General features: G+C 69.8%; 25 protein-coding genes. 13 read left to right on the top strand and 12 right to left on the bottom strand.

Annotated features, from left to right (window positions below):
* Positions 1 to 172 precede the first annotated feature (172 nt).
* The 6 genes from ACNYS0_RS42935 to ACNYS0_RS42960 all read right to left on the bottom strand — a co-directional run bounded on the left by ACNYS0_RS42935 (position 173) and on the right by ACNYS0_RS42960 (position 4,299).
* Positions 173 to 613 (bottom strand): hypothetical protein, encoded by a 441-nt coding sequence (locus ACNYS0_RS42935; protein ID WP_422404854.1) that lies wholly within the window; start codon positions 611 to 613, stop codon positions 173 to 175.
* A gap of 12 nt (positions 614 to 625) precedes the next feature.
* Positions 626 to 1,429, bottom strand: coding sequence for a phosphotransferase family protein (locus tag ACNYS0_RS42940; RefSeq protein WP_422405059.1), 804 nt, complete (start codon positions 1,427 to 1,429; stop codon positions 626 to 628).
* 80 nt (positions 1,430 to 1,509) lie between these two features.
* Positions 1,510 to 1,647, bottom strand: a complete 138-nt coding sequence (locus ACNYS0_RS42945; RefSeq protein WP_422404855.1) for a hypothetical protein — start codon at positions 1,645 to 1,647, stop codon at positions 1,510 to 1,512.
* Between the two features lie 17 nt (positions 1,648 to 1,664).
* The gene (locus ACNYS0_RS42950; protein ID WP_422404856.1) at positions 1,665 to 2,780 is read right to left on the bottom strand and encodes a radical SAM protein; all 1,116 of its coding nucleotides are present in this window, start codon (positions 2,778 to 2,780) and stop codon (positions 1,665 to 1,667) included.
* A gap of 184 nt (positions 2,781 to 2,964) precedes the next feature.
* Complete coding sequence (locus ACNYS0_RS42955; protein ID WP_422404857.1) at positions 2,965 to 3,399, bottom strand: ATP-binding protein; 435 nt, start codon at positions 3,397 to 3,399, stop codon at positions 2,965 to 2,967.
* A 171-nt stretch (positions 3,400 to 3,570) separates the two neighbouring features.
* Positions 3,571 to 4,299 carry a GntR family transcriptional regulator gene (locus tag ACNYS0_RS42960; protein WP_422404858.1) on the bottom strand — a complete coding sequence of 243 codons (729 nt, stop codon included), beginning with the start codon at positions 4,297 to 4,299 and terminating at the stop codon, positions 3,571 to 3,573.
* A gap of 53 nt (positions 4,300 to 4,352) precedes the next feature.
* Between ACNYS0_RS42960 and ACNYS0_RS42965 the strand changes: the two genes are divergently transcribed.
* Positions 4,353 to 5,174: a class I SAM-dependent methyltransferase gene (locus ACNYS0_RS42965; RefSeq protein WP_422404859.1), complete on the top strand. Its 822-nt coding sequence runs from the start codon at positions 4,353 to 4,355 to the stop codon at positions 5,172 to 5,174.
* A gap of 197 nt (positions 5,175 to 5,371) precedes the next feature.
* Here the strand turns inward: ACNYS0_RS42965 and ACNYS0_RS42970 are convergent, their stop codons facing one another.
* Positions 5,372 to 5,884, bottom strand: a complete 513-nt coding sequence (locus ACNYS0_RS42970; RefSeq protein ID WP_422482930.1) for a hypothetical protein — start codon at positions 5,882 to 5,884, stop codon at positions 5,372 to 5,374.
* Positions 5,881 to 6,312: an ATP-binding protein gene (locus tag ACNYS0_RS42975; RefSeq protein WP_422404861.1), complete on the bottom strand. Its 432-nt coding sequence runs from the start codon at positions 6,310 to 6,312 to the stop codon at positions 5,881 to 5,883. Before ACNYS0_RS42975 ends, ACNYS0_RS42970 begins: the two co-directional genes overlap by 4 nt.
* A 158-nt stretch (positions 6,313 to 6,470) precedes the next feature.
* Here ACNYS0_RS42975 and ACNYS0_RS42980 point away from each other — a divergent pair, with 158 nt between their 5' ends.
* The 4 genes from ACNYS0_RS42980 (at position 6,471) to ACNYS0_RS42995 (ending at position 8,769) form a co-directional block, all read left to right on the top strand.
* Entirely contained in the window at positions 6,471 to 7,742 is a 1,272-nt protein-coding gene (locus ACNYS0_RS42980; protein WP_422404862.1) for a helix-turn-helix domain-containing protein, read from the top strand.
* Positions 7,743 to 7,760: 18 nt separating this feature from the next.
* Positions 7,761 to 8,237: a hypothetical protein gene (locus tag ACNYS0_RS42985; RefSeq protein ID WP_422404863.1), complete on the top strand. Its 477-nt coding sequence runs from the start codon at positions 7,761 to 7,763 to the stop codon at positions 8,235 to 8,237.
* Positions 8,238 to 8,299: 62 nt separating this feature from the next.
* Positions 8,300 to 8,509: a DUF397 domain-containing protein gene (locus ACNYS0_RS42990; RefSeq protein WP_422404864.1), complete on the top strand. Its 210-nt coding sequence runs from the start codon at positions 8,300 to 8,302 to the stop codon at positions 8,507 to 8,509.
* 44 nt (positions 8,510 to 8,553) lie between these two features.
* Positions 8,554 to 8,769 carry a DUF397 domain-containing protein gene (locus ACNYS0_RS42995; protein ID WP_422404865.1) on the top strand — a complete coding sequence of 72 codons (216 nt, stop codon included), beginning with the start codon at positions 8,554 to 8,556 and terminating at the stop codon, positions 8,767 to 8,769.
* A gap of 71 nt (positions 8,770 to 8,840) precedes the next feature.
* On the opposite strand, the gene ACNYS0_RS43000 is transcribed toward ACNYS0_RS42995, so the two are convergent.
* Entirely contained in the window at positions 8,841 to 11,546 is a 2,706-nt protein-coding gene (locus ACNYS0_RS43000) for an ATP/GTP-binding protein (RefSeq protein ID WP_422404866.1), read from the bottom strand.
* A 126-nt stretch (positions 11,547 to 11,672) separates the two neighbouring features.
* On the opposite strand from ACNYS0_RS43000, the gene ACNYS0_RS43005 reads away from it, so the two are divergent.
* Positions 11,673 to 11,951 carry a hypothetical protein gene (locus ACNYS0_RS43005; protein WP_422404867.1) on the top strand — a complete coding sequence of 93 codons (279 nt, stop codon included), beginning with the start codon at positions 11,673 to 11,675 and terminating at the stop codon, positions 11,949 to 11,951.
* Here ACNYS0_RS43005 and ACNYS0_RS43010 read toward each other — a convergent pair.
* From ACNYS0_RS43010 to ACNYS0_RS43020, 3 genes are all read right to left on the bottom strand, one after another.
* Positions 11,900 to 13,741 carry a zeta toxin family protein gene (locus tag ACNYS0_RS43010; protein WP_422482931.1) on the bottom strand — a complete coding sequence of 614 codons (1,842 nt, stop codon included), beginning with the start codon at positions 13,739 to 13,741 and terminating at the stop codon, positions 11,900 to 11,902. The two genes, ACNYS0_RS43005 and ACNYS0_RS43010, sit on opposite strands and share 52 nt — an antisense overlap.
* A 3-nt stretch (positions 13,742 to 13,744) precedes the next feature.
* Positions 13,745 to 14,233, bottom strand: a complete 489-nt coding sequence (locus ACNYS0_RS43015; RefSeq protein ID WP_422434671.1) for a hypothetical protein — start codon at positions 14,231 to 14,233, stop codon at positions 13,745 to 13,747.
* A 271-nt stretch (positions 14,234 to 14,504) separates the two neighbouring features.
* The gene (locus tag ACNYS0_RS43020; protein WP_422482932.1) at positions 14,505 to 15,725 is read right to left on the bottom strand and encodes an RNA-guided endonuclease InsQ/TnpB family protein; all 1,221 of its coding nucleotides are present in this window, start codon (positions 15,723 to 15,725) and stop codon (positions 14,505 to 14,507) included.
* Between the two features lie 126 nt (positions 15,726 to 15,851).
* Between ACNYS0_RS43020 and ACNYS0_RS43025 the strand changes: the two genes are divergently transcribed.
* The 7 genes from ACNYS0_RS43025 (at position 15,852) to ACNYS0_RS43055 (ending at position 20,937) form a co-directional block, all read left to right on the top strand.
* Positions 15,852 to 16,358 carry a hypothetical protein gene (locus tag ACNYS0_RS43025; RefSeq protein WP_422404871.1) on the top strand — a complete coding sequence of 169 codons (507 nt, stop codon included), beginning with the start codon at positions 15,852 to 15,854 and terminating at the stop codon, positions 16,356 to 16,358.
* A gap of 655 nt (positions 16,359 to 17,013) precedes the next feature.
* Positions 17,014 to 17,508 carry a DUF6420 family protein gene (locus ACNYS0_RS43030; RefSeq protein ID WP_422404872.1) on the top strand — a complete coding sequence of 165 codons (495 nt, stop codon included), beginning with the start codon at positions 17,014 to 17,016 and terminating at the stop codon, positions 17,506 to 17,508.
* Between the two features lie 232 nt (positions 17,509 to 17,740).
* Positions 17,741 to 18,562, top strand: coding sequence for a hypothetical protein (locus ACNYS0_RS43035; protein WP_422404873.1), 822 nt, complete (start codon positions 17,741 to 17,743; stop codon positions 18,560 to 18,562).
* A gap of 121 nt (positions 18,563 to 18,683) precedes the next feature.
* A complete protein-coding gene (locus ACNYS0_RS43040) occupies positions 18,684 to 18,938 on the top strand; it encodes a hypothetical protein (RefSeq protein WP_422482933.1) in 255 nt (84 codons plus the stop codon).
* The gene (locus ACNYS0_RS43045) at positions 18,935 to 20,005 is read left to right on the top strand and encodes a conjugal transfer protein (protein WP_422404875.1); all 1,071 of its coding nucleotides are present in this window, start codon (positions 18,935 to 18,937) and stop codon (positions 20,003 to 20,005) included. The genes ACNYS0_RS43040 and ACNYS0_RS43045 overlap by 4 nt, the downstream gene beginning before the upstream one ends.
* Positions 20,006 to 20,017: 12 nt before the next feature.
* Positions 20,018 to 20,371, top strand: a complete 354-nt coding sequence (locus ACNYS0_RS43050) for a hypothetical protein (protein WP_422404876.1) — start codon at positions 20,018 to 20,020, stop codon at positions 20,369 to 20,371.
* Positions 20,368 to 20,937 (top strand): hypothetical protein, encoded by a 570-nt coding sequence (locus ACNYS0_RS43055; RefSeq protein ID WP_422404877.1) that lies wholly within the window; start codon positions 20,368 to 20,370, stop codon positions 20,935 to 20,937. The genes ACNYS0_RS43050 and ACNYS0_RS43055 overlap by 4 nt, the downstream gene beginning before the upstream one ends.
* Positions 20,938 to 20,991: the final 54 nt, after the last annotated feature.

Raw genomic sequence — 20,991 nt, forward strand, 5'->3', positions numbered from 1 at the left:
TAGTGCCCCTCCGCACGCCCCATCCCGACCCCTTCCGTCGAACAGCTGCTGGCCTGACGTTACTTACCGAGTCGGACTCGCACCGCGACACCGGGATACGGCCACCCCAGAGTGACGAGCTGCACCTCGCCGTCACTGCCCCTCTGCTGTGCGGGCGACCGTGCCCGGTGGCCTACCGACTAGCGAGGACATCGGCAAGTGCGGAGAGCTGTCGAGCGGGAAAGTGAAGCAGGGCTGCGTCGGCGAGCCCGTGTGGTTCCAGAGGAACGTTCATCCGCCAGGAACCGGGGCGCCATCGCCGGCTGACTCGCTCGGCAAACAGCGGCTCAGCGGCGAGCAGGTCCACCAGGCGCATGGCGTCGACGAGTGGGAGCTTGATGAGGGCCCAGCCGCGGTGGAAGGCGATGAAGCCGTCGGCACCGTAGCCCAGAGAGTGCTCGGCCTGGTCGCGTACGGCTGCGGTTGCTTCGCCGACATCCTGGCAGCACGCGAGCGTGTCGAATCCGAGTCGCCACAGGTCACGGATGACCGGCACCAGCGCCTCGTCGATCTCGACACGTTGGCCGTCGCGAGTGGTGAGCGTTTCGCAGGGGTGGATGACTGGGTCGGTCATCGAGTGCCCTCCCTATCCGGTCTGTCGGTGCGCGGACCACCTGTGGGCTGCGTCGGCGAGGTTGCGCATCCACGCGATGTCGGGTGCCTCGTCGGCGATCTCGGCCCAAAGGCGTTTCTGGGCGGTCGCGAAGACCTCGAGCGCGCGGGCCGGTGCGGTGGACCAGGCGGGATTCTTCGCGGCCCACAGTTCGGCGGCCGCGGGCTCGTGCCCGGAGGCTACGAGCCAGATGAGCCAGTAGGCGGTGTCGATCCACGGGGCGCCGCGGGTCGGCCAGGCCCAGTCGACGACGCGAGCGGCGCCTTCGACGACGAGCACGTTGTCGGGGTGCCAGTCGGTGTGAAGCAGGGTGTTGCCGCGCAGCAGTTCGGCTTCGCCCGGGATGTCGAGGTAGTCGGTGAGGCGCTGTCCGATCTCCTTGAGGTCGAGGCCTGCGGGGGCTTGCACGGTCGAGAGCGTGGTGAGGGCCTCGGCGACGAGCGGGAGGTCCTCGGAGTGCGGTCCGTATTCGGCGCTGCGGCCCTCGAGGCGTTCGTAGCCGAGCAGGGTCCACTGGTCGTCGCTGATGGTCCACAGCAGCCGTGGGGCGAGTGGAGCGACGTACGGGTTGATGGCGGCCTCGCGGCGTTGCGTCCAGACGCGGGGGTGGTCGCTGCGCAGTCCCTTGACGAAGATGCGGCCGGCTTGGGTGTCGAGGGTGAGGGCGATCTCGCTGTTGAGGCCGTCGGCTGCGCTCGTTGCCGAGCGGATGGGCCCGGTGCGGGCTTCGATGGCCTTGCGGGTGGCGTGGGGGAGGTCGTCCCAGTGCATTCTCATGGTCACCACGGCGGGAGTGTGCGGATGGGGGGTTGGTGAGGCCACCCGGTTGGCGGGCGGCCTCTGGTTCAACGAGTGAGTCAGTTGTAGGGGTTGTCGTTGCCGCAGCCCCGCATGACGTTGCCGCCTGCGAGGGTGTCGAGGTCGTCGACGAACTCGATGTCGGGCTCGCTCGTGTCGGCCGGCCGTTCGGTGATCTCCACCGGGATGGGAGGCATGGGCGGGCTTCCTTTCGTCAGGTGTGCTGGCAGTAGCGGTTCAGCGGTGCATCGGCTCGGCGGTACAGCTTCACGAGAGGCATGCACGTCGTGCAGTTCTTCTGCAGGGCGCAGCTGGTGCAGGCGTCCTGTCGATGCAGCGCTCGATCGGCGATGGAGCCGAGTCGTGCGAGCCCCGCGACCCCCTCGGTGAGGAGAGGGATGGGGTGGTCGCGGGAGACTTTGCAGACGCTCGCCAGGCCGAGGGGGTTCACGTTCAAGGACGTGTGGCCGGCGTCGCATCCGGTGAACGGGGTCGCGGGGCGGGGACTGCCGGGGTCCTGCTCCTCGAGGGGGCCGGAGCCGCCGCTGAAGGTGGGTGACATCTGCGCGAATTCGCGCACACGAGCTGCATGGCGGTGGGCGAGTTCCCGCATGGCGTCGGCTTCGTGCGCGTTGCGGCGCGTGATGATCACGCTCAGGGTCAGGGACAGGCCGGCTTCGGTGGCCGCGGCCAGGCCCCGGGTGAAGTTCTTGAAGGCACCGCGGCGTTGGACGAACCCGTCGAAGGTCTCTGCCGTCGCGCCGTAGACGCTCAGGGTGATCCGGTAGGGGCGGCGGACTGTGAGCAGGTCGAGCATGGGCCGACGGTGGAGGGTGGATCCGTTGGTGAGGATCTCCACCATCATGCCGAGGTCGTAGGCGCGTGCGTATGTCTCCGGGAAGAGGCGGTCGATGGTGCACTCTCCGCCGCCGAGTTCGATCCAGACGATCCCGGCGTCGCGCAGGATGCTCAGCAGCTTCTCGCGCTGCTCCCAGGGCAGGCCTTCGTGTTGCTTGGCGCCGTAGACGCAGTGGTCACAGGCCCAGTTGCAACCGTTGTTGACCTCGTAGGAGGCGCGGCCGTGGCCGTATGGCGAGGGCCCGCGAACGAGGAGGGCCTCGGACGCCCGACGTTCTTGGAGGTCGATGCCCCAGCGGCGCCTCGCGGCGTCGAGCAGCCAGTCGGGCAGCATCCCGTCGGTCGCGATGCGCTGCTGCACTTCGAGGTAGCGGTGGGAGGCGATCTTGATGCCGTGGGCCGATCCGGGGCGCAGGACGAGGTGCCCTTCGAGGAACGGGGTCACGATCAGGTCGTAGCTGGATGCGGGCATGGTGTGCCCCTCACGTGGTCGTGGATAGGAACGGCCTCTCTCGGTGGACAAGATGAGGTCTCGGCGTCGCCTCGGGGCACCCCGAGGCGCTGCATCTGCTGTGGTCTGCTGTTGGACAGCCTGAAATGCAGCCCATGAGTCAACCGCCTCCTGACTACGGGCAGGTGGGGCGTGAACTCGGCGGTCAGATGGCGAGGTGGGCGCGCACCGTTTTGCCGCCCTCTTCGCGTAGAAACCAGGAGAGGGATCCGCCCAGTTCACGGATCAGGTGCAGCCCGCGTCCGCCTTCGTCCTCGACGCCGGCATGGGGCTCCTCGCCGCTGTGCGGGAAGGAGGGGACCGGGTCGGAGACGTCGATGCGGAGCGTGCCGTCTTCCAGGACCGCCAGCTGCAGGCCCAGCACGTGGTCGACTGTCCGGCCGTGGGAGATGGCATTGGTGACGAGCTCGGAGACGATCGTGGTCGCTTCGTACTGGTCTCCGACCCACCCCCACAGGGCGAGTTGACGCCGGGCGTGCAGGCGGGCCAGCCGCACGGACTCGTACATCATCGGGTAGTCCATCTGCCAGTGGCAGTGGACGGCCGCGTCGATGACCTGTGTCGAGTCCAGCGTTTCCACGATCACAACTCCCTTGCTTCCAGGTGCCGATGGCTGGGGGCTTCATCGGATCCCTGACACACAAAAGACTGGACCGGTGGACCGGTCCAGTCAAGCGGAGTGGCGCAATTGCCGAATCCGCGGCCCCTATCAACTCGCGCTATTTGGAAGCCTGTTCGGGATCTGGAGGTTCTAGCGAGCGCCGGTCATGGGGTATGTCTGCGTGTCCTCCCACAGACCCTCGGGAGTTACACCGCATTCCACGACCAGGGTCCGGCCGTCGGCATCCTGCGCCGTGTGCAGCACCTCGGCCACGGCAAACGGCTGCGGACGCGACAGCGCCTCAGCCTCGTCTGCGGTGCCACGGCGCACGGTCGTCACATCGATGCCCCGGGCGGGCGCGCGCCCGGTCATCCGGGCGATATAGCGCGTGGTGCCTTCGATCAGCTGCTTGCGTTCTGCCAGCTTCGTGCAGCGGTCGGCAATCTCCGGCGGGAACCAGGCCGCCACCACGGACAGTGGCGACCCGTCGGCCAGTTCGATCAGCCGGTCGCGGCGCAGCGCCTTGGCTCCATCGCTCAGGCCAAGCGCGGCAGCCACCCGCGCCGGAGGCGCCAGCCGGTTGGGAGTCCCGAGGATCCGATAAGCCCGCCCGCCAGCAGCACGCGTGGTTCCTGCTTTGCGGCCTCCGGCCGGGCGTGCCACCGGCATCGGCGAGGTCCTGAAGCCCTGCCCCTGCCGGGCCACCACCAGGCCGTCGTTGACCAGGAGGTCGTAGGCCTTGATGACCGTGGCGCGCGATACGTCCCACTGCCCGCACAGGTCCCGTTGCGACGGCAGCAGATCGTCGGGCCCGAACTCGCCGTCCGCAATGCGCTGCCGCAGAGAGTCCGCGATCAACTCGTACTTGAGAACTGCCATGCCGACTCCGATGCTCTGGACAGGTTGACCGGTCAGGCTAGACCATCCAGGGTATGCCTTCCGTACCGCAGCTCAGCCCCGAGGTTCTGGCGTTCTACTCGGAGACCGTGGACGAGTCCTCCCGGCTCACCCGAAGCGCCGACGGTCTGCTCGAACTCGTCCGGACGCAGGAGATCCTGCGCTCCTACCTGCCCCCTGCCCCGGCGACAGTCCTCGATGTTGGCGGCGGCCCCGGAGTCCACGCGAAGTGGCTGACTGAGGCCGGCTACTCCGTGCATGTGGTCGATCCGGTGCCCCGCCACGTCGAGCAGGCCGCCCAGGTCGGTGCAAGCGCCGAGCTGGGCGACGCCCGCAAACTCAGCGCCGACACCGCCTCGTTCGACGTCGTCCTCCTGCTCGGCCCGCTCTACCACCTGCTCGACCGCGCCGAGCGGGACCAGGCGCTCACCGAAGCCGTCCGCGTCGCCAAAACGGGCGGTCTGGTAGCCGCTGCCGCCATCGGCCGCTACGCCTCCCTGTTCGAGCACGTCGCCACCACCATGCTCGACAAGGAGCACGTACAGGACGCCGTGCAGGACATCCTTGCCACCGGCATCCACGAGCCGGGCCGCAAGGGCTTCACCGCCGCCTACTTCCACACCCCGGCCGGCCTCATCCAGGAGATGACCGCGGCCGGCCTCGACGACGTCACTATCCACAGCGTCGAAGGTCCTGCTTGGGGTGCTCTGAAGGCCACCGAGGAACACACTCGCGAGTCACTACAGCACTCGCCGATGTTCCGGGCAGCGCTGACGGCCGCACGCCTCGCCGACACTTACCCGGAGCTCCTGGCCGCGAGTTCCCACATGCTCGCCGCAGGTAGAACGAACTCCTAGTCGGCCGCCGTCTGGTACTCATCGCCACCTGACTTGGAAGGCTCCTACAGGCGGCCACGAGTTCCCCGGGTCACCGGACCGGACTGAGTAGTCCGCGGGTTGTCAGGTGCCTGCGACCCGGGCTTCGAGGCCGGCGACGCTCCGGCGGGCCGCTCGGCGGGAGCCCCCGGGGGGCTCGACCGCCGAGCGGCCCTGTCTTAGGGGTGTGGCACCTCAGGTTGAGCGTCCATGCGTCGGGCAGGGGCGGCGACGCTCGCGGCCGCGAAGTGCAGCCGGTTCGCCTTGACCGAGGCGGTGATGTAGTCGGTCACCTCGGCGCCGTTCGCCGCGGGCGGCAGCGGGTCGAGGCCGACGGCGAGCAGTACGTGCCCTATCTCGCGGATGACCCGCCCCCAGTTCCCTGCGCGGGTGGTGAGCGCGTGCGGGGTGCCGTCGAGGTGGACCAGGACGACGCCGTTGTGTACGGCGATCCGTTCGCCCGCGTCGGGCAGTGTCCGGTCGGCTGGTGCCGTGCCGAGGGCGTGCGCAACGCTCAACATGCGGGCCTCGATGGCGTCCGCGGTGGTGGCGTCGCTTCTTGGCGTCGGGTGTGTGATCAGCATGGGGGCGAACCCTTGGTCGCCGATGCTGTCCACCCACGGGCGGACGGACAAGGTTGCGATCACGCCGGGGGTCGGCACGGCCGGGGTGAGTTGCTGCATGGTTGTCATTTCTCGATCACTTCGGCCCACACGGTCTTTCCGAACGCGGCGTCGTCAACGCCCCAATGGCACAGTCCGTCCAGGATGAGCAGTCCCCGGCCGCGGTCACGGCCAGGGGACTCGGGCCGCGGCTGCGGGCGCCGCCTCACGGGGTCGCGGACCTCGACCCGTGTGCGGCCGTGGCGGGTGTGGAGCCTGAGCGAGAAGGAGTCACCGGGTTCAGTGCCGTAGCGAATGCTGTTGGTGACGAGCTCGCTCGTCACCAACACGATTGTGTCGACGTAGTCCTCGGCCGCGCCCGGCTCCCGTTGCATCACGTACTCGCGGGCGAACTCCCTCGCCTCGTGGGCTGATTGCGGCTTCCCCGCCAACACCACCTGGCGTGGCTGATCGGATCTCGGGGTGAGTTGCCGCGCGCCCTGTTCCTTGTCGACCATGTATGTCCTCCCGGTGACGGGTAGTGCGGTCACTCAACCCCCGGGCATCCTGTAAGAGCCACCAACTACCCGCAGGCTGCATACGACGATTCGCGCAGCGCATACCGGTGCCGCACTTCCGGCCCACGCCGCGTAGCAAGAGGGGGAGAACACATCCCGTGAATTGGTCCGCGCAAGCGATCCGCGATGCTGCACGAGCAGGCGACTACGGCCGGGTGGTGAAACTCGCCCGGGTCGCAGCCGGCCTTTCGCAAGGGCAGCTCGGGGAGGGCTGCGGGATGAGCCAATCAGCGATCTCACGCCTTGAGGGGAGGGGCGCGGGCTCGTACGAGACGGCTCAACTGTCGCGGGTAGCGAGCCATCTTCAGATTCCCCCGCACCTGGTCGGGTTAGCCGACCACACGGCGGCGATCGCCGCGCGGGGGGATGGAAACGGAACCGATGTGGAACGGCGCAGCTTCCTTGGCGGGGTCGCGGCGGTCGCCGCAGCGCCGACGCTTTCTGTGGTGCCCCCACAGCGAGCGCACGCGACCGAGACCGGACAAGCGGCCACCCTTCGCGTGGCCACCGCCGCCTTCCGGCGCCTCGATGGCACAACGCCCTCGCGGCACCTCGTCGAAACGGTACTTTCGCACCTCAAGTTGACGCAGTCGATCGCGCACGACGCCGAGGGCGAGGACGAGCGGGCGAGACTCGCGGCCGTCGGCAGCGAGATCGCGAGCCTCGCCGGGTGGCTTCACTGGGACATGGGCGACAACGGGTCGGCCCGCACGTGGTACGGCGCGTCGATCAAGGCTGCTCGCCGTGCGGTCAACCCCCTACTTGCCGCCTACCAGATGGGGAGCCTCGCGCAGTTCGAGGCGCACTCAGGGAACGCCGCGCAGGGACTCAGCCTCGCCCGCTCGGCACGGAAACAGCTCGGCGACCACTTGCCTGCCATTGCCGACGCGTGGCTGTCCAGCGTCGAGGCTCTCGCCCACGCCGCGGCCGGCGCCGAGGACCGAGCCGACAAGGCACTGCGAGCAGCAGCTCGTCGAGCACAGCAGATCGAACGCGAGGACGCGCCACCGTGGCCGTGGGTGTTCTCGTTCACCGAGGCCAAGGTCGCAGCCACCCGGGTCTCATGCGGCGCCCAGCTCGGGCTGCCGCGATGGGTGGCCAGCGAGCAAGACGCGACCGCCGAAGTAATGAGCTCGGGCCATGACAAGCAACGGGCACTACTCATGCTCGATATGGCCTCGGGGCACCTCGCCGCAGGACGCCTTGACGGCGCATTCACCATGGCGACGCGGGCACTCGAAGTGGGATTGCGTTACAAGTCGGGGCGCATCGTGGAACGGGCGCGCGCTGTGCGCCGCTCATACTCCGGTGCCACGCCCCCTAAAGTCGTGCGCGACTTCGACGACCGCCTGCATGGCGTGTACCTGTGATGGAGAGGGGTAAGGGCTGTGCGTTTGGGGATCACCGGACACCGTGGACTGTCCGCCCAGGTTGAACGGACGGTTCGCGACACCCTCGCCGCAGAGCTGCGGAAGTACGACCCGGCCGAGCTGCTCGGGGTGTCGTGCATCGCGGACGGGCCCGACGCATGGTTCGCAGAGACGGTGCTCGACCGCGGCGGCCGGATCGAGGTCGTCGTGCCCGCCGAGCAGTACCGCGAGGGCCTGCCCGAGTCGCACCACCCGACGTACGACGAGCTGCTCGCGCGGGCGACCGAAGTGCACCACACCGGCATGCGCGAGTCGACGTCACAGGCTCACCAGGCGGGCAGCGAGATCCTCGTCGGCCTGGTCGACCGGCTCGTCGCGGTGTGGGACGGGAAGCCGGCCCGCGGGTACGGCGGAACGGCGGACGTCGTCGCCTACGCGCGACGTACGGGCGTGCCCGTCGAGGTGGTGTGGCCCGAGGGTGCGACCCGCGACTAGCTGCGCAGATGAGGAATCCATGGCGTGTATCCGCGCCGCCAGACAAGAAGAGGGACTACCAAGTGACCGCGCACCGACGCTTCGATCCCGCCATGGCCGCCTGGTTCAAGGCCAGCCACTCCAGCGGCGACCAGAACTGCCTCGAGTCAGCCCGCGTTCCGGGCATCGTCCCAGTCCGGGACAGCAAGCAGCAAAAGGGCCCCTTCCTGCTCTTCCAGCCGCGGCCCTGGACTTCGTTTGTTGCCGATCTCAAGAACCAGGGATCTGCCTAGCACTGCGCCACCCTGGTAAACCGCCGCCGCAGAGGAGATCCGAAATGCCCTGCCTCACCCTGCCTGTGTGCCGCCCCGATGAACTCGCCTGGTTCAAGAGCTCAGCCAGCAGCGACCAAGGCGCCTGCGTAGAGGTCGCGCTCCCTACCGCGGGCTGGGTGGCCGTACGCGACTCCAAGGACACCAGCCTCGGCCTGACGATGACCACCGACACGGCCTGGACGTCGTTCATCACCAGCGTGCGCAACGGAAGCCTCTGAGTACCACGCTGCGACAAAGGGGAGGGGAGGCCAAGGCGCCTCCCCTCCCCTTTGTCGCAGCGCGTGTTCCTCTATGTAGCGGGACCCAACTGGCGGGTGACTACGAGGGCCCGCCAGCGCTCCCGTACGACCGTTTCCCCATCGAGCCAGTTCAGGGATTGAGCCGGACCGGTGGGGAGCAGCCGGTCGGCCATGAAGCAGGTGAGGTCCGTGTAATAGGCGTAGTCGCCGCCGGCCGTGACCTCGGAAAGACAGGCGAGTCTGGCGTCGATCTGGGAGTCGTCGCCGAGGACGGCGTGGTGGAAGGCGAGGGCGAGTTCGAGCAGCGGGCGCTGGGAGGTGAGTCCGGCGTTGGTCAGCTCGGTGCGCAGCAGCCGGGCGCGGTCCTCGACATCGTCGGTGAGGCCGGCATCGCGGACGAGCGCAGCGATCTGCACGGTGAGCGTGGTCGCGCGCAGCGTGAGGCCGGTCAGCAGGTGGCGGGCGAGGTCGATCTCGTCGTCGGCGAGGCGGGGGTCGGTGAAGGCGGTCACGAGGGCGCGAAGTGCCTGATTGTGGGCGGCTTCGCCGGCTTTCCCGTGCTGCTCGGCCTCGGTGCGTCCGGCCAGGAATTCCGTGGCGGCGCGTTCCATGTCGCCTTGAGGCCAGAACACGTCGCCCAGGACGCGGTGTTGGCGTCCTTCCCAGCCGAGGTGCTGCGCGGTGGCGTGGGCGGTGGTGAAGTCTCCGGCGAGGCGGGCGAGGTGGACGAGTCCTCGGCGGGCCGCGGGGGCGAGTCGTCCGCCGTGGTCGACGACGTACTGCATGCCGGTGCGTGAGTCGGCGGAACGGCCGAGGTCGCGCTGGGCCTTGGCCCGGTAGTACGTGGCCATCTCGACGAGCTCGTCGGGCAGCAGGCCGGCATCGAGGACGGCGGTGAGCCGGTTCACGGTGTGTTCTCGGTGTTCGTGCTGGCGGCGGGCGAGTGCGGTGAGGAGGTCGACGACTGTGTCGGCCGGGGTGACTGCGGCCGCCTCGCCGGGGGGCGTGAGGGGCGCGGTCAGGGTGATCGGTTCCCAGACCGAGTCACCCACGTATGCCCACGCGGCGTCGGTGAGCCAGCCGGGCGGGAGGACGAAGTCGCGGGCGAGGGCGAGGCCTTGTCGCAGGCAGCCCACCAGGAGCGTCCGGGTCTCCTGGCTGGTGCGCCACTGTGTCTCGAGCGCGGCGAAGGCCCGTTCGGCTGCCTGCTGCCAGTCCCTCGTACTCCAGCGGTCGTCGGTGTGGTCGTCGGCGGTGCGCAGGGTGGCGCGGATCAGGGCGTGCAGGTGGTGGGGCCAGATCCCGAAGGGGTGGTGGCGGACGAAGGGCCGCTCGATCAGGCGCAGGGCGGCGGCCTCGTGGGTGAGTCCGGCGGCCGCCGTGGCCAGGGGGACGTCGAAGGCGTCCAGCAGAGCGACGGAGCGCAGTACGTGCCGCTCGTCAGGGGTGAGGTCCTGCAGGGTGCGGGAGATCAGGGCGGGGAAGTCGGCGTCAAAGTCGGCCGGCTGGGGGGTGCGCCCGCTGCGGCGCAGCTGCAGGAACCGCATCACCGACAGGTCGAGGTAGAGCGGCAGGCCGTGGGAGCGCTCGCTGATCACTCGGCGCAGCTCGGCGTCGATGAGCGGGCGTCCCTGGCGGGAGAGCCGGCGCACGAGGTAGTCCTCGGAGTCCTGAAGACTGAAATCCCCGATGAGCACTTGCCGTTCGGGCGCCCATGACGAGTCTGTCGTGCGCGGTCCCGGCACGGTGCTGGAGCTGGGGTGGGCGAGGCCGGGCCAGGCATGCGGGCCGGTGAAGTCGAGCTGTCCGGCGAGGCCGTCCTCGGCCCAGTCCAGCCGTGAGCGCCCGGTGATGATGAACAGGGCGTTCGGCATCAGCCACACGACGCGTTGCAGGAGCCGCTCCATCTCGCGGCGGGTGCGGTCCCCGACGTCCTCGAACGTGTCCAGGAGTACGACCGGGATCACTCGCTCGGTGGCGGGCAGGCGGGCGATCTCCCAGGCGAGCAGGTGCGGGTAGTAGGAGAGCGCGTCGATGTCCGCCTCGGCGTCCAGCAGGTCGGCCAGGCGCGCGCAGCCGGCCAACGCCCGCACCGTCTGGCGCCGTTCGCGCAGCGCGCCGACCAGGGTTCCGGCTACTTCCCCGACCACCGAGCCGATCGTGCCGGGCAGGAGCAGTGCCTGGGCGACGTCGGCGAGCGCGGACTGCATCTGCTGGGGCAGGGCCTCGCCGAACCGGCGGGCCAGCCCGCCGCGGCGCAGGTACTCCTCCAGCGGCTCGCCGGGATGGGTGGCCTCCCAGTAGCGGCGCAGTGCGATGTCGAAGGCGGGCAGCGGGCGGCCGAGCTCGGCGAGCGCGAGCCGCAGGGTGAGCACGACCTGCTCGATGTCGGTGCCGGCCGAGCGCGCGAGGTCGATCCGTACGGGGACGAGCCGCGCTCCGGGCCAGGCGGCCGCGCTCCACTGCTCGGGACGGGCACCGCCGAGCGCGGCCTCGATCTTCCGCGACAGCGTCGTCTTCCCGATGCCGCCCACCCCGTGGAAGACCAGCACATTGCGGCGCTGCGCCTCCAGGTCCTCGACGTCGAAGCCGGGCGCGCTCACCCGCCGCAGGTGCTCGGCGAGCGCCGTGGTGACGTGCGCCCACTGGGCCTGTCGGTTAGTGAACGCCTCGTCGGCTGCCAGCTCCCGGTCGTTGGAGCCGAACACCGCTCGCAGGTCCCGCGCCACGCAGTCCTCCCGGTAATGATCGGTCACCTGACCGTAGCCGTCCCCGTGTTGAGCAGGCCAGCCGGTCGCGCGCCGCATCGCACGTCGAACCGGCCAGGTGGGCCGCTTGTTAGGTTCAGCCGGTTACACACCCTGATATGAAGGCGGACTTTCATGGACGACGCGCACGACTCGGGTCTGAGCGAATCTCAGACCCGTGCCCAGACAGCACTCGATGATCTGCTGCAGCGCTACGCGGCCCGGATCATGGCCAAGCGGCGTGCCGGGCTGGGCGACACGGATGAGCTGGCCGCTCTGGTGGAGGAACGGCAGGCGCTGGTCGCCGACAAGGAGGGTCTGCTGGAGATGAGCGACGAGCAGCTGGTGCAGGTGTCGGCGGTCTACGAGGCTCGCATCGAGACGTGGGCCTCCGACGCCCCCGACCCGAAGTAGCCGGCTGGCAGCGGCAGCGCCCTGGGTACGGGCGCCGGTGTGGGCAGGCGGCGAGGGAGGCGGCGTTCGGGCAACAGGGGCGCGGCGAGTCGGCTGATCTGCACGATCTCGTCACGGTGCTGGGGCAGCGCGAACCGCAGCTGCTGCTGCAGCGTCACGAACCGGCGCGCCTCCTCGTCGGTGTACGGGCGGTGCTGCTCGCCCACCAGCGCTGCGGCCGCGCGGGCAGCACGCTTCCACTGCCCGTTCGTGCCGCGCGTGTTGTGCCAGAGGGCGCTGCCGTCGCGCCGCAGCACCGTTACGGCATCCACCATCGTCTCTGCCTCGTAGGTCACGGCTTCCAGCGCCTTCACGCACTGGTCGTGCCCGGCGCCGGTGGTGAAGCGGGCGGCCACGCCTCGGCGCAGGGCGTCGGCGTAGCGGGCGGCGGTGCCCTGTCGGCTGTCGGACAGGCGCACGGCCAGGACCACCAGCTCGATGCGGTACCCGGCTTGGCGGCAGGCGTCCGCGCTCGCCGTGAACTGCCCGACGCTCCCGGGGGCCATCTCGATCACCATGTCGCCGCGCCGTTCGCGTACGTAGGCCTCGGCCTTCGCCTGCCAGGCCTTGTAGTCGGCGCGGATCCGCTCTCCGGCGGTGCGCGGCTCGCTGCGCAGCAGCTCGCCGTAGTCGGGGTGCGCCGACTTGAAGTGGTCTCCGGTCAGCCAGACCGCCCGGCGCATCCGCATCGCACGGCGGACCATCTGAGTGGCAGCCGTCTTTCCGGCACCGGGCTGCCCCACCACGTACACGGCGACCGGCTGCTCCTGCGCCTGGGCCCGGTCGCCGTGGCCGGGCACGATCAGGTTCTCGAAGATCCACCCATGTTCTTCGGCCGACAGCCGGTGGTAGTCGACACCGGGCGGTGCGGAGCGCACCTGCGCGGTGCGGCGGACCGGCTCGGACCAGGCGGCCGCCCGCTCGGCGTCCCGCACGACCGCGAGCCGCTGGTCGTCATCGAGGCGCCCGTGATGCACCCGCCGGTCGGCGTCGGCCAGTTCACGGCGGAAGACGGCCGTCTCCTGTGCGTCCCACGGTCGGGCCCGCTCGTCGGCCACCACCTGGACCGCCCGCGGAGCACGCTGCCAAGCGCCGTCCGTCCGTTCGTTGTCGTAGAGCGGAACGGCGCCGCGGCGCACCACGCAGATCCGGTCGGCGAGTTGCTCGCGCTCGATCACGTCGAGGGTGCGCAGCATGCCCGCGGCGCAGGTGTCGTGGTTCTCCCACGCCACGAACCGGCGGTTCTCGTCGGCGGCGCGCAGGTAGCGGTCCAGGACGCCGAGCTGGCTGACCGCTTCCGGGATGGCCAGGGCTACGACCTCGATGCGGTACCCGGCCGCCCGCAGGGCCGTCGCCTGCTCGCGGAACTCGTCCGGGTCGGCGAGTGCGCTCTCCACCACGACGTCGAACCGGCCCTGGCGGGCTGCCTCTTCCACGGCTCGCTGCCAGGCCTGGGTGTCCGGGCGAACTCGGGATCCGGCGGTGCGGACATCGGCGGCCAGCAGCTCGGGGTAGGCGTCGTGGGCGCTCTTGTACAGATCGCGGCTCACCCGTACGGCACCGCCCCGTCGGTCGAGGGCGGCATGGAGCAGGTCGGCCAGGGTCGTCTTGCCGGCGCCGGGCTGTCCGGCGACGACCACGGCCACCGGGCGCCGCTGGGGCATGGCGCCCTGAAGGGATCGGGGCAGGATCCGTTCGGCGAGAACCTCGCGGTGCGCAGCCGCAGGCAGCGGAAGAGGGGCGGTACTCACGTCTCAGGCCTCGCGGGTGACGACGGTGACCGTGCGGCCGGCGGGCACGGACACCACGGCGTTGCCGTCGGCGTCCACGCTGAGCGCGACGTCGCCGACGACGGCGCGGCGTAGCCCTCTGTCGTCCTCGATTGGGGCCAGTGCGCCGGTCAGAGCGGTGGTTTCCAGGTACTGGATGGGACGCGCCATGCCGCGAACGCCCCAGGCCTTGCCCGGGTTCGGCATGCCGACCAGGTGAGCCCAGTCCTGCGAGGGGCTGCCGGTGAAGGTGACGCGGCCCTCGGCGTCCCGCACGGCAGGTCCGGTGAGGTCGAATGCGCTGACCACCGTGTTGTCGTAGATGCCGAGCAGTACGTCGCCGCAGGCCTCGATCTTGGCGTCGCTGACGTTGTACCAGGACCCCAGCGAGGCTTCCGCTGCCGACAGTTCCCCCTTGAGGACGCGGGGCCACGTCGCCGACAGATGGACCAGGATCACGAGCACCTCACACAAGAACCGTCATTCATTGATGATGAATTGAGATTCATAGAGTGCCACGTCCGGCTGGCGTCTGTCAGGCGTTTTCGCACGGCTCCCGGATCGGGTGATCCGCACGCCCCGGTGAAACTACGCACCCGGAGTCGCACACGGCCTGTAGTGCCACAACTGGGTACGACACCCGGTTACTTGACTGCTCCGACCCGCCTGAAGACGGCAATTCCCGTCCCGCCTTGCGGCCGGGCGCCCATTGCGGGCGTCCTTCGGCTGCTGTCGGATTCCAGGCTCAGGCCGCCTCCCGAGGCAGCGCCCCGGGAGGTCTCACGCCCTCAGCACCTGCCGAGCCCAGACCTGCCCGGACCAGCATCACGCGCGCGGAGTTCTTGTCCCGTGGGCTCACGGCTCCGCATGCAATGCAGGTGTATGTGCGTTCGGACAGCGGCAGACGGTGCTTGGCTCTCGCACCGCAATCTGCGCAGTCCATGGTGGTGTGGCGCGGGTCGACGAGGTGCACGATTCGACCGTGCTTACGCGCCATCTCCAACAGCGCGGTCTTGGTCGCGCCGATCGCGGCGTCAGCAGCCTTCCTCGCCATGGTCGACTTCGCCAGGAAACGCGGACGGAAATCCTCGACGGCGACCTCGTCATGATCGCGGACCACATGCTTGGCCCACTTACGTCCAGTGTCTTGACGCTGCCGGGCAATCTTCTGGTGCAGCTTCGCGGCCTGCCGCTTCGCCTGCCGGTAGCCCTTCGAGGCGGGCTGGCCCCTCTTCGGCCTTCTGCGAGCCATCTGCCGCTGGTAGTGCGCCAGTCGCTGAGCGGCCCTCTTGCCGTGCTCGGCGTGCAGGAGGTCGTGCGCATCGGACGTGGTGGTCGCTGTCTCCTGGACACCCCAGTCGATACCAATCACACGACCAGTCTGCGGGAGAGACTCGGTCGCCGTCTCTGCGACAAAGGAGGCGTACCAGTGCCCGAGCCTGTCGCGATACACGCGCACGCTCGACGGCGTCTCGGGCAGATCCCGCGACCACACAGGCGTCAACGCGATGCCCCCGGCGAGGTGCAAGCGGCCGCCCTTGAGGCGGAAGCCGCGCCGGGTGTAGTTCAGCGACGCCAGCGCCTCACGCTTCTTCTTGTACCGCGGCATCCCAGCCCGCTGACGCGCTGATAGCCCGGCCTTGATGTCCTTGACCGCTTTGTCGCGGGCCTTGCCGAAGTCGCGTATGAGCTGCTGCTGCGGCACCGAACTGCCCTCGCGCAGCCAACCGTTCACTCGCCGAGCTTCGGTCAGCATCCTGTCGAGCGGGGCCGGTCCGCACGTCACCTGCTCACCGGTGGCCTTGTTGCGCAGGTGCGTCGCCATGGACCGCGCAACGCACTCATTCCAAACCCAGCGGCATCGAGCCCACTCGCCCTCAAGCGCGGCGCCGGCCGTGGACGACACGCGCAGACGGTACGTGTACCGCGCGTGCACGACCGTCCCGGTCGTGGTGTCCGTTGCCATGCCCGAAACCCTATGTGCGAACACTGACAGTGGATCTTGAGCCGCGTAACAGTGACCGGCGTTGTGCAGCGTCGTTAGGTCCGGATGCAATCCCGATCTTCAACAGTTCAAGAAAAAGGTTTCTCCGTGATCAAGAAGAACCCTGTCCGCTTCGCCCTGACCGCCGCGATCGCCGGCGTACTTGCGACGGGCGCGGCGTCCTCCGCTCAGGCGACCATTCCGCCCGCACCGAAGGCGTTCCAGATCAAGACGGTCTTCGAGGGCAAAATGATGTGCGTCTCCTCGCACAAGACGGACGCCGTCAACTGGGGTCTCGTGGACTGCGATCGAGACGACACGGGCCAGCACTTCAAGCGGGCTTCCAACCACCGTGGAATCCAGAACGTGAGCACCGGCAAGTGCATCGCCGAGAACCCCGGCATGGACGCGGTCTGCAGGGCAGGCAAGGAGGTCGGCACCCCGTGGAAGCAAGACCGCTACGGGCGCGTGTTCAAGCAGGGAGACAACTCGATCACGAGGTTGTACTTCCACGTCTTCCGCCACAACAGCCAGGGTCCGGTGCTGGGCTTCAAGGGAACGACCAACGACGTGACGCCCGAGGAGACCGGCTACTTCGCCTTCGACGCGGTCTAGGGTCTGCTCGGAGTTGAGATCATGTGGTGGGGCGGAGGCCACAACGCCTACAAGAGGACCAGGGCGGCGAACCGTAAGAAGTAGGGCGCGCGACGGGTGGCCTCGACTCGCACGACGCCACACGGCCCAAGGACAGCAGCACCCCGATGCGGGCCCGGCGAGCATCGCGCCCCACTTCGACAAGCGGCCCGGCATCTGCATGGCGGGGCTGGAACTGCGTAGCCCGGTGATCTGGCTGCGCAGCCTCAACCCCACGACATGTTCCGTGCCTCAGAGCAGGCCCTCTTACCCCCAGCATCAGTTTGGGAGCCGAACGACGAGCATGGCGCCGTTCCACATGGGTGGAACGGTTTGACCTGTGGTTTTCCAGCACGGGTCACTGTTTGGGACATACCTTCCAGTGCATCTTCCTCGAGCATTGCGCGTGTTCCACGCTGGGGTGGAACAGGCAGTGGCGGCGAGTGCAGCGCGTTCCACAATGACCCGGCGCGCGGTGGTCCTCACGGAATGCGGATCAAGACGAGCGTCGGCTTCCAGGCCTCAGGAGCACGATCCACAGAAGGAAGCGGCCGGGGTCATCGGCCGTTCCCTCCGGCGTGACCCAAGACGTGCCCTTGCGACGCGGCCTGGCGCTGGCCGAGACGAAGGAGGCTTTATGGCCGATCACCGGAGCACCGCCGGCTCATATATCCCGTACGACGGCCTCCCGCCGCTGCACGTGAGGGAGACCGCCCTCCCACACCTGCACCCGTACGCGCCTATCAGCCCCGGCCGGTACATCACCCCCGGCGGCGGACGGCTGACCATCGCGACGACCACGGCACACCACCAGATCACCTTGGATCACCTCGGCTGCGACGCCCAAACGTCCGAGCCGAAAGAGGCCGCATTCAAGCAGCTCGCGCTCGCCGCCGAGGGGCGATGCCTCCGGGCCGGCTGCAAGCACCGCGCACGGTTCTCGGTCGGCAACGTCTACCGCGGCTTCCAGGTCCGGCGCGGCTCCATCGAGCTATCCGCCTTCATGCGTGCCCTGCTCGCTATCGAACTCGGCGACTTCGGTCCGGCCACCCGCCTCTTCGACGAGACCTCGTCCACCGTCGGTGCCCCGTTGGCTTCCCCGGGGCGCTCTGGCCTCCAGCCCACTTCGTAACGCGGTCGGCCACCAGGGGCGCGGCTCCACCAGTGGCTTGCCCCAGATATCGGGAGTGATGGGGCCGCCTGTTCGCGGAGCGCCGGGTGTGCTGCGGGGTGCGGGTCACTGGGTTTTGGGGTGGGCCACTCTTTGGGCAAGTCGCTGACCTGGGCATTCGGGTGGTTGGGGTATTCGGCGGGGCAGTGCTGCTGAGGAGAGTCCACGACACGTACTTGAAAGGGGTCGTGTCGTGGGAGCTACGAAGCAGCGGGTGTTCGCGGGACTGGACGCGGAGTGGGCGCTGGTGTGCGCGGATCCGGCGGCGGGGGCTCTCGTGCGCGGCTGGACCCTGCAGGCCGGTGTCGTCGCCGAGGCCGACGAGTTGCCGCACGATCTGCACGACCTCGTCGTGCACTGCCGGCAGCAGCGGGGCGCGGGGGCCGGTGACCGGTGGCTGCGCGTGCTGCTGCAGCGGGCGGCCGGCGAGGGCGAGCAGGCTCAGCTGGCGGCGCGGGTTGTGGTGCAGGCGATGGTGCCGGGCATGGTGCGCCTCACCCGGTCGCTGCTGACCCCGGTCCGCGAGTTCGACGACGTCGCCCAGGTCGTTGTCGGCTGCCTGTACATGGTCGTGCGGGAGTTCCCGCTGCACCGCCAGAGCAAAGTCGCCTCCACGCTGCTGCTGGAATCGCTGCACCACGCGAGCCGGGAGCTCGGCGACTTCGAGGCGCGTGACGTGCGGATCGACGACCTGGGGGACCAGGCCGACGGGTCGCAGAACGATGTCGCCGATGAGGTGGCGCAGCGCCTGCTGATCGAGCGGTGCCAGGACCAGCGCGGCGCCGGCGACGCCGATGCACCCGAGACGGGCAGCGCCGAGGGCGAGTTGGCGGCGCTGCTGGCGTGGGGCGTGGACCGCGGCTGCCTGCCTCTGGAGCACGCCCGCACGATCGCGGACCTGGTCCGTGAGGAAGCGGGGCGTGCCGGGGCCGCGACGCCGGCCGCCCGTAAGCGGCGTTCGCGGGCGATCCAGTGGCTGCGGCCCGTCGCGGCTGAGTGGGTCGCGGCCGCGTGATGTGAAGCGTGGAAATTGGTGCGCCCCCGCCGGTCACGTTCTGCGGGGCGCGGCTCCTTAGGGGTGTGTAGGGCGGCGACAGGCCGCCGGATAACTCGAGTTGAGGGAGGAGACCGTGGCGATGACGCACACGGCGCACCCGGCCCCCGCACTGGTCGGGCAGGCGGATCTCGATCTGCTCGCCGCGGCCCGGCGCCGGGTCAAGCAGTTGGTCGCTCTGCTGGAGACGCTGCCGTTCACGGAGCAGACCGCCCGGATCGCGCGGACCTACCTGGACGAGGTCGGTCCGGCGCGCGAGGCGTTCGACCGCTTCACCGAGCTCGATGCGGCCGAGCGGCAGCGGCAGTTGCGCACCTGGCAGGAGGCGGCATCGTGAAGCGCCGCAGCCGCAAGGAGCAGCCCGAGCCGGAGGACGCTGTTGCCTCGGGGCAGGAGCTGGAGGAGCGGGGCGGGTGGTGGACATCGCCGTCGACCGGTTCGGTCGCGGTGGCGACCAACGTCGTGCGGCGGCTGGCGTGGGCGTTGCTGATCACCGGTCCGGTGCTGGGTGGCTGGGCGCTCGTGTCACAGCCTTCCGCCGACGCGCACCCGGCGCCCCTTGTGCAGTCCACGGGTGGCGATTCGGCGGGGCCGGGCGGGTTCGCGGAGATGTACGTCGCCGCGTTTCTGCGTGCCGGCGACGGATCCCAGGAGGACCTCGCCGCGTTCTACCCGCGGGCCGCGGATCTGGAGCTGGGCGGCAAAACCGACGCCGTGCAGGTCGGGCAGATCGCCTCGGTGCGGGTGAAGGAGATTGCGCCGGGCCGGTACTGGTCGGTGACGGTCGCCGCCCGCGTCCTGGAGCCCGCGGCAAAGAAGACAGCGGACAGCAACGGCGCCACGAGCGGGGCGTCTGCGGGTGTTCGGCAGCGGTTCTTCCAGGTGCCCGTCGAGGCGGACCGGGAGGGCGGGCCGCTGACCGCGCTCGCCCTGCCTGCCGAGATCGCCGCCCCCACCGGCAAGACGCCGAAGGCCGAACTCGCCTACGGGGCGGCACTGCCGGCCCAGGCCTCGGACCCGGCCGTGGACACGCTCTCCGCGTTCTTCGCCTCTTACCTGTCGGGCACGGGTGAGCTCGGCCGCTACCTCTCCCCCGGCACCCGCCTGGCCCCGGTGCGGCCCGCGCCGTACCGGTCGGCGACCGTCACCCAGATCTCTGCCGAGACCGCGTTCCAGGACAGCGACGGCGACGGCCGGATCGGCGCCCCGGCGGGGCGGGAGCGGCTGCGCCTGGTCGTCGACGTCAAGGCGGCCCGTCCCGACGGCGTCGCCCGCCCGCTGTCGTATGCGCTCACGCTGGCCGGCCGCGACGGCCGGTGGGAGGTCGCCGCGCTCGATGCCACCCCCCAGATCACTCTGCCCGACGCCACGGCGGCCTCGCCGTCCCACTCCCCTGCTCAGTAAGGAGCGCTCCCCATGCATGTCACCCCGTTGGCTGCGGCCGGAATCATCGAGGACTGGACCGGGCTGGGCAAGGACGTCAAGACCCTGCTCACCGTCGTTGTCCTCGGCATCATCTACATCGCCAGCATCGCCGCGACCTGGGCCGCTACCCGCTCCATGCTCAAGGCCGGCGTCGCGGCCGTGGGCGGCGCGATGGTGCTGGGCATCATCGCCTCCCAGACGGTGCTCTCCAGCAAGACCGCCGAGGAACTCAAGAAGGACCACACCGTCGGCCAGGGCGTGCCCATCGTCCGCGTCGCCGCCCCCGAAGTGCCGCTCTCCACCACGCCGGCGCAGGGCCGTGAGGGTTCGGGGCGGCAGGCGTGAGCGCCGTCGACGAGGAGATGCTGGTCGGGCGCTGCTACACCAAGGCCCGCCGCCACCCGAGCATGATCGGGCAGTGGGAGGGGCGCCGGCTGTGGGGTGGCCCGTACAGCGTGCCGCAGTTCATCACCATGGCGACGGTCTTCGCGGCCATGATCCTCACGCTGGTCCTCGTGCCCGCCCTGTGGAGCATGCTCGGGCTGTTCAATCTCGCCGCGCTCGTCGTGGTCCCCTACTTGGCCTCGCTGCTGGTGCGCCGCCTGCACGTGGACGGGCGGCATCCGTTCGCGGCGCTGGCTTCCACGGCGGGCCTGGTGGCGGGAGGGCAGCGTCCCCGGATCGGCGGCCGCCCGCTGCGACCGGTCAGCACGCAGCCGCTCATGGGCACCGTCACCCTCGCCGAGCAGGAAGCCGCCCCGGCCCCGGTCCCGGCTGCCGCCCCCGCATCGAGGCCCGCCCCCGTGCGTCGCCCGGTGCGGCATCCGGCCGCGGCCTCGGGCGGCCTTGCCTCCAGTGCCGTGGCCCAGCTCGCCACCCACCGCTCGACGGCCGCCCGGAAGCAGCGATGACCGCCTGCACTCCGGGGTCCGTGCAACACAGTTCAAGGGAGCAGCAGTCGTGAA

The organism is Streptomyces anthophorae, assembly GCF_049310305.1.
In the GTDB taxonomy this organism is placed as follows: domain Bacteria; phylum Actinomycetota; class Actinomycetes; order Streptomycetales; family Streptomycetaceae; genus Streptomyces.

Bases quoted from the DNA above. Each gene is read 5' to 3' on its own strand.
- ACNYS0_RS42935 (WP_422404854.1), bottom strand. From the start codon at position 613: ATGACCGACCCAGTCATCCACCCCTGCGAAACGCTCACCACTCGCGAC.
- ACNYS0_RS42940 (WP_422405059.1), bottom strand. From the start codon at position 1,429: ATGAGAATGCACTGGGACGACCTCCCCCACGCCACCCGCAAGGCCATC.
- ACNYS0_RS42945 (WP_422404855.1), bottom strand. From the start codon at position 1,647: ATGCCTCCCATCCCGGTGGAGATCACCGAACGGCCGGCCGACACGAGC.
- ACNYS0_RS42950 (WP_422404856.1), bottom strand. From the start codon at position 2,780: ATGCCCGCATCCAGCTACGACCTGATCGTGACCCCGTTCCTCGAAGGG.
- ACNYS0_RS42960 (WP_422404858.1), bottom strand. From the start codon at position 4,299: ATGGCAGTTCTCAAGTACGAGTTGATCGCGGACTCTCTGCGGCAGCGC.
- ACNYS0_RS42965 (WP_422404859.1), top strand. From the start codon at position 4,353: ATGCCTTCCGTACCGCAGCTCAGCCCCGAGGTTCTGGCGTTCTACTCG.
- ACNYS0_RS42970 (WP_422482930.1), bottom strand. From the start codon at position 5,884: ATGACAACCATGCAGCAACTCACCCCGGCCGTGCCGACCCCCGGCGTG.
- ACNYS0_RS42975 (WP_422404861.1), bottom strand. From the start codon at position 6,312: ATGGTCGACAAGGAACAGGGCGCGCGGCAACTCACCCCGAGATCCGAT.
- ACNYS0_RS42995 (WP_422404865.1), top strand. From the start codon at position 8,554: ATGCCCTGCCTCACCCTGCCTGTGTGCCGCCCCGATGAACTCGCCTGG.
- ACNYS0_RS43005 (WP_422404867.1), top strand. From the start codon at position 11,673: ATGGACGACGCGCACGACTCGGGTCTGAGCGAATCTCAGACCCGTGCC.
- ACNYS0_RS43020 (WP_422482932.1), bottom strand. From the start codon at position 15,725: ATGGCAACGGACACCACGACCGGGACGGTCGTGCACGCGCGGTACACG.
- ACNYS0_RS43030 (WP_422404872.1), top strand. From the start codon at position 17,014: ATGGCCGATCACCGGAGCACCGCCGGCTCATATATCCCGTACGACGGC.
- ACNYS0_RS43040 (WP_422482933.1), top strand. From the start codon at position 18,684: ATGACGCACACGGCGCACCCGGCCCCCGCACTGGTCGGGCAGGCGGAT.
- ACNYS0_RS43050 (WP_422404876.1), top strand. From the start codon at position 20,018: ATGCATGTCACCCCGTTGGCTGCGGCCGGAATCATCGAGGACTGGACC.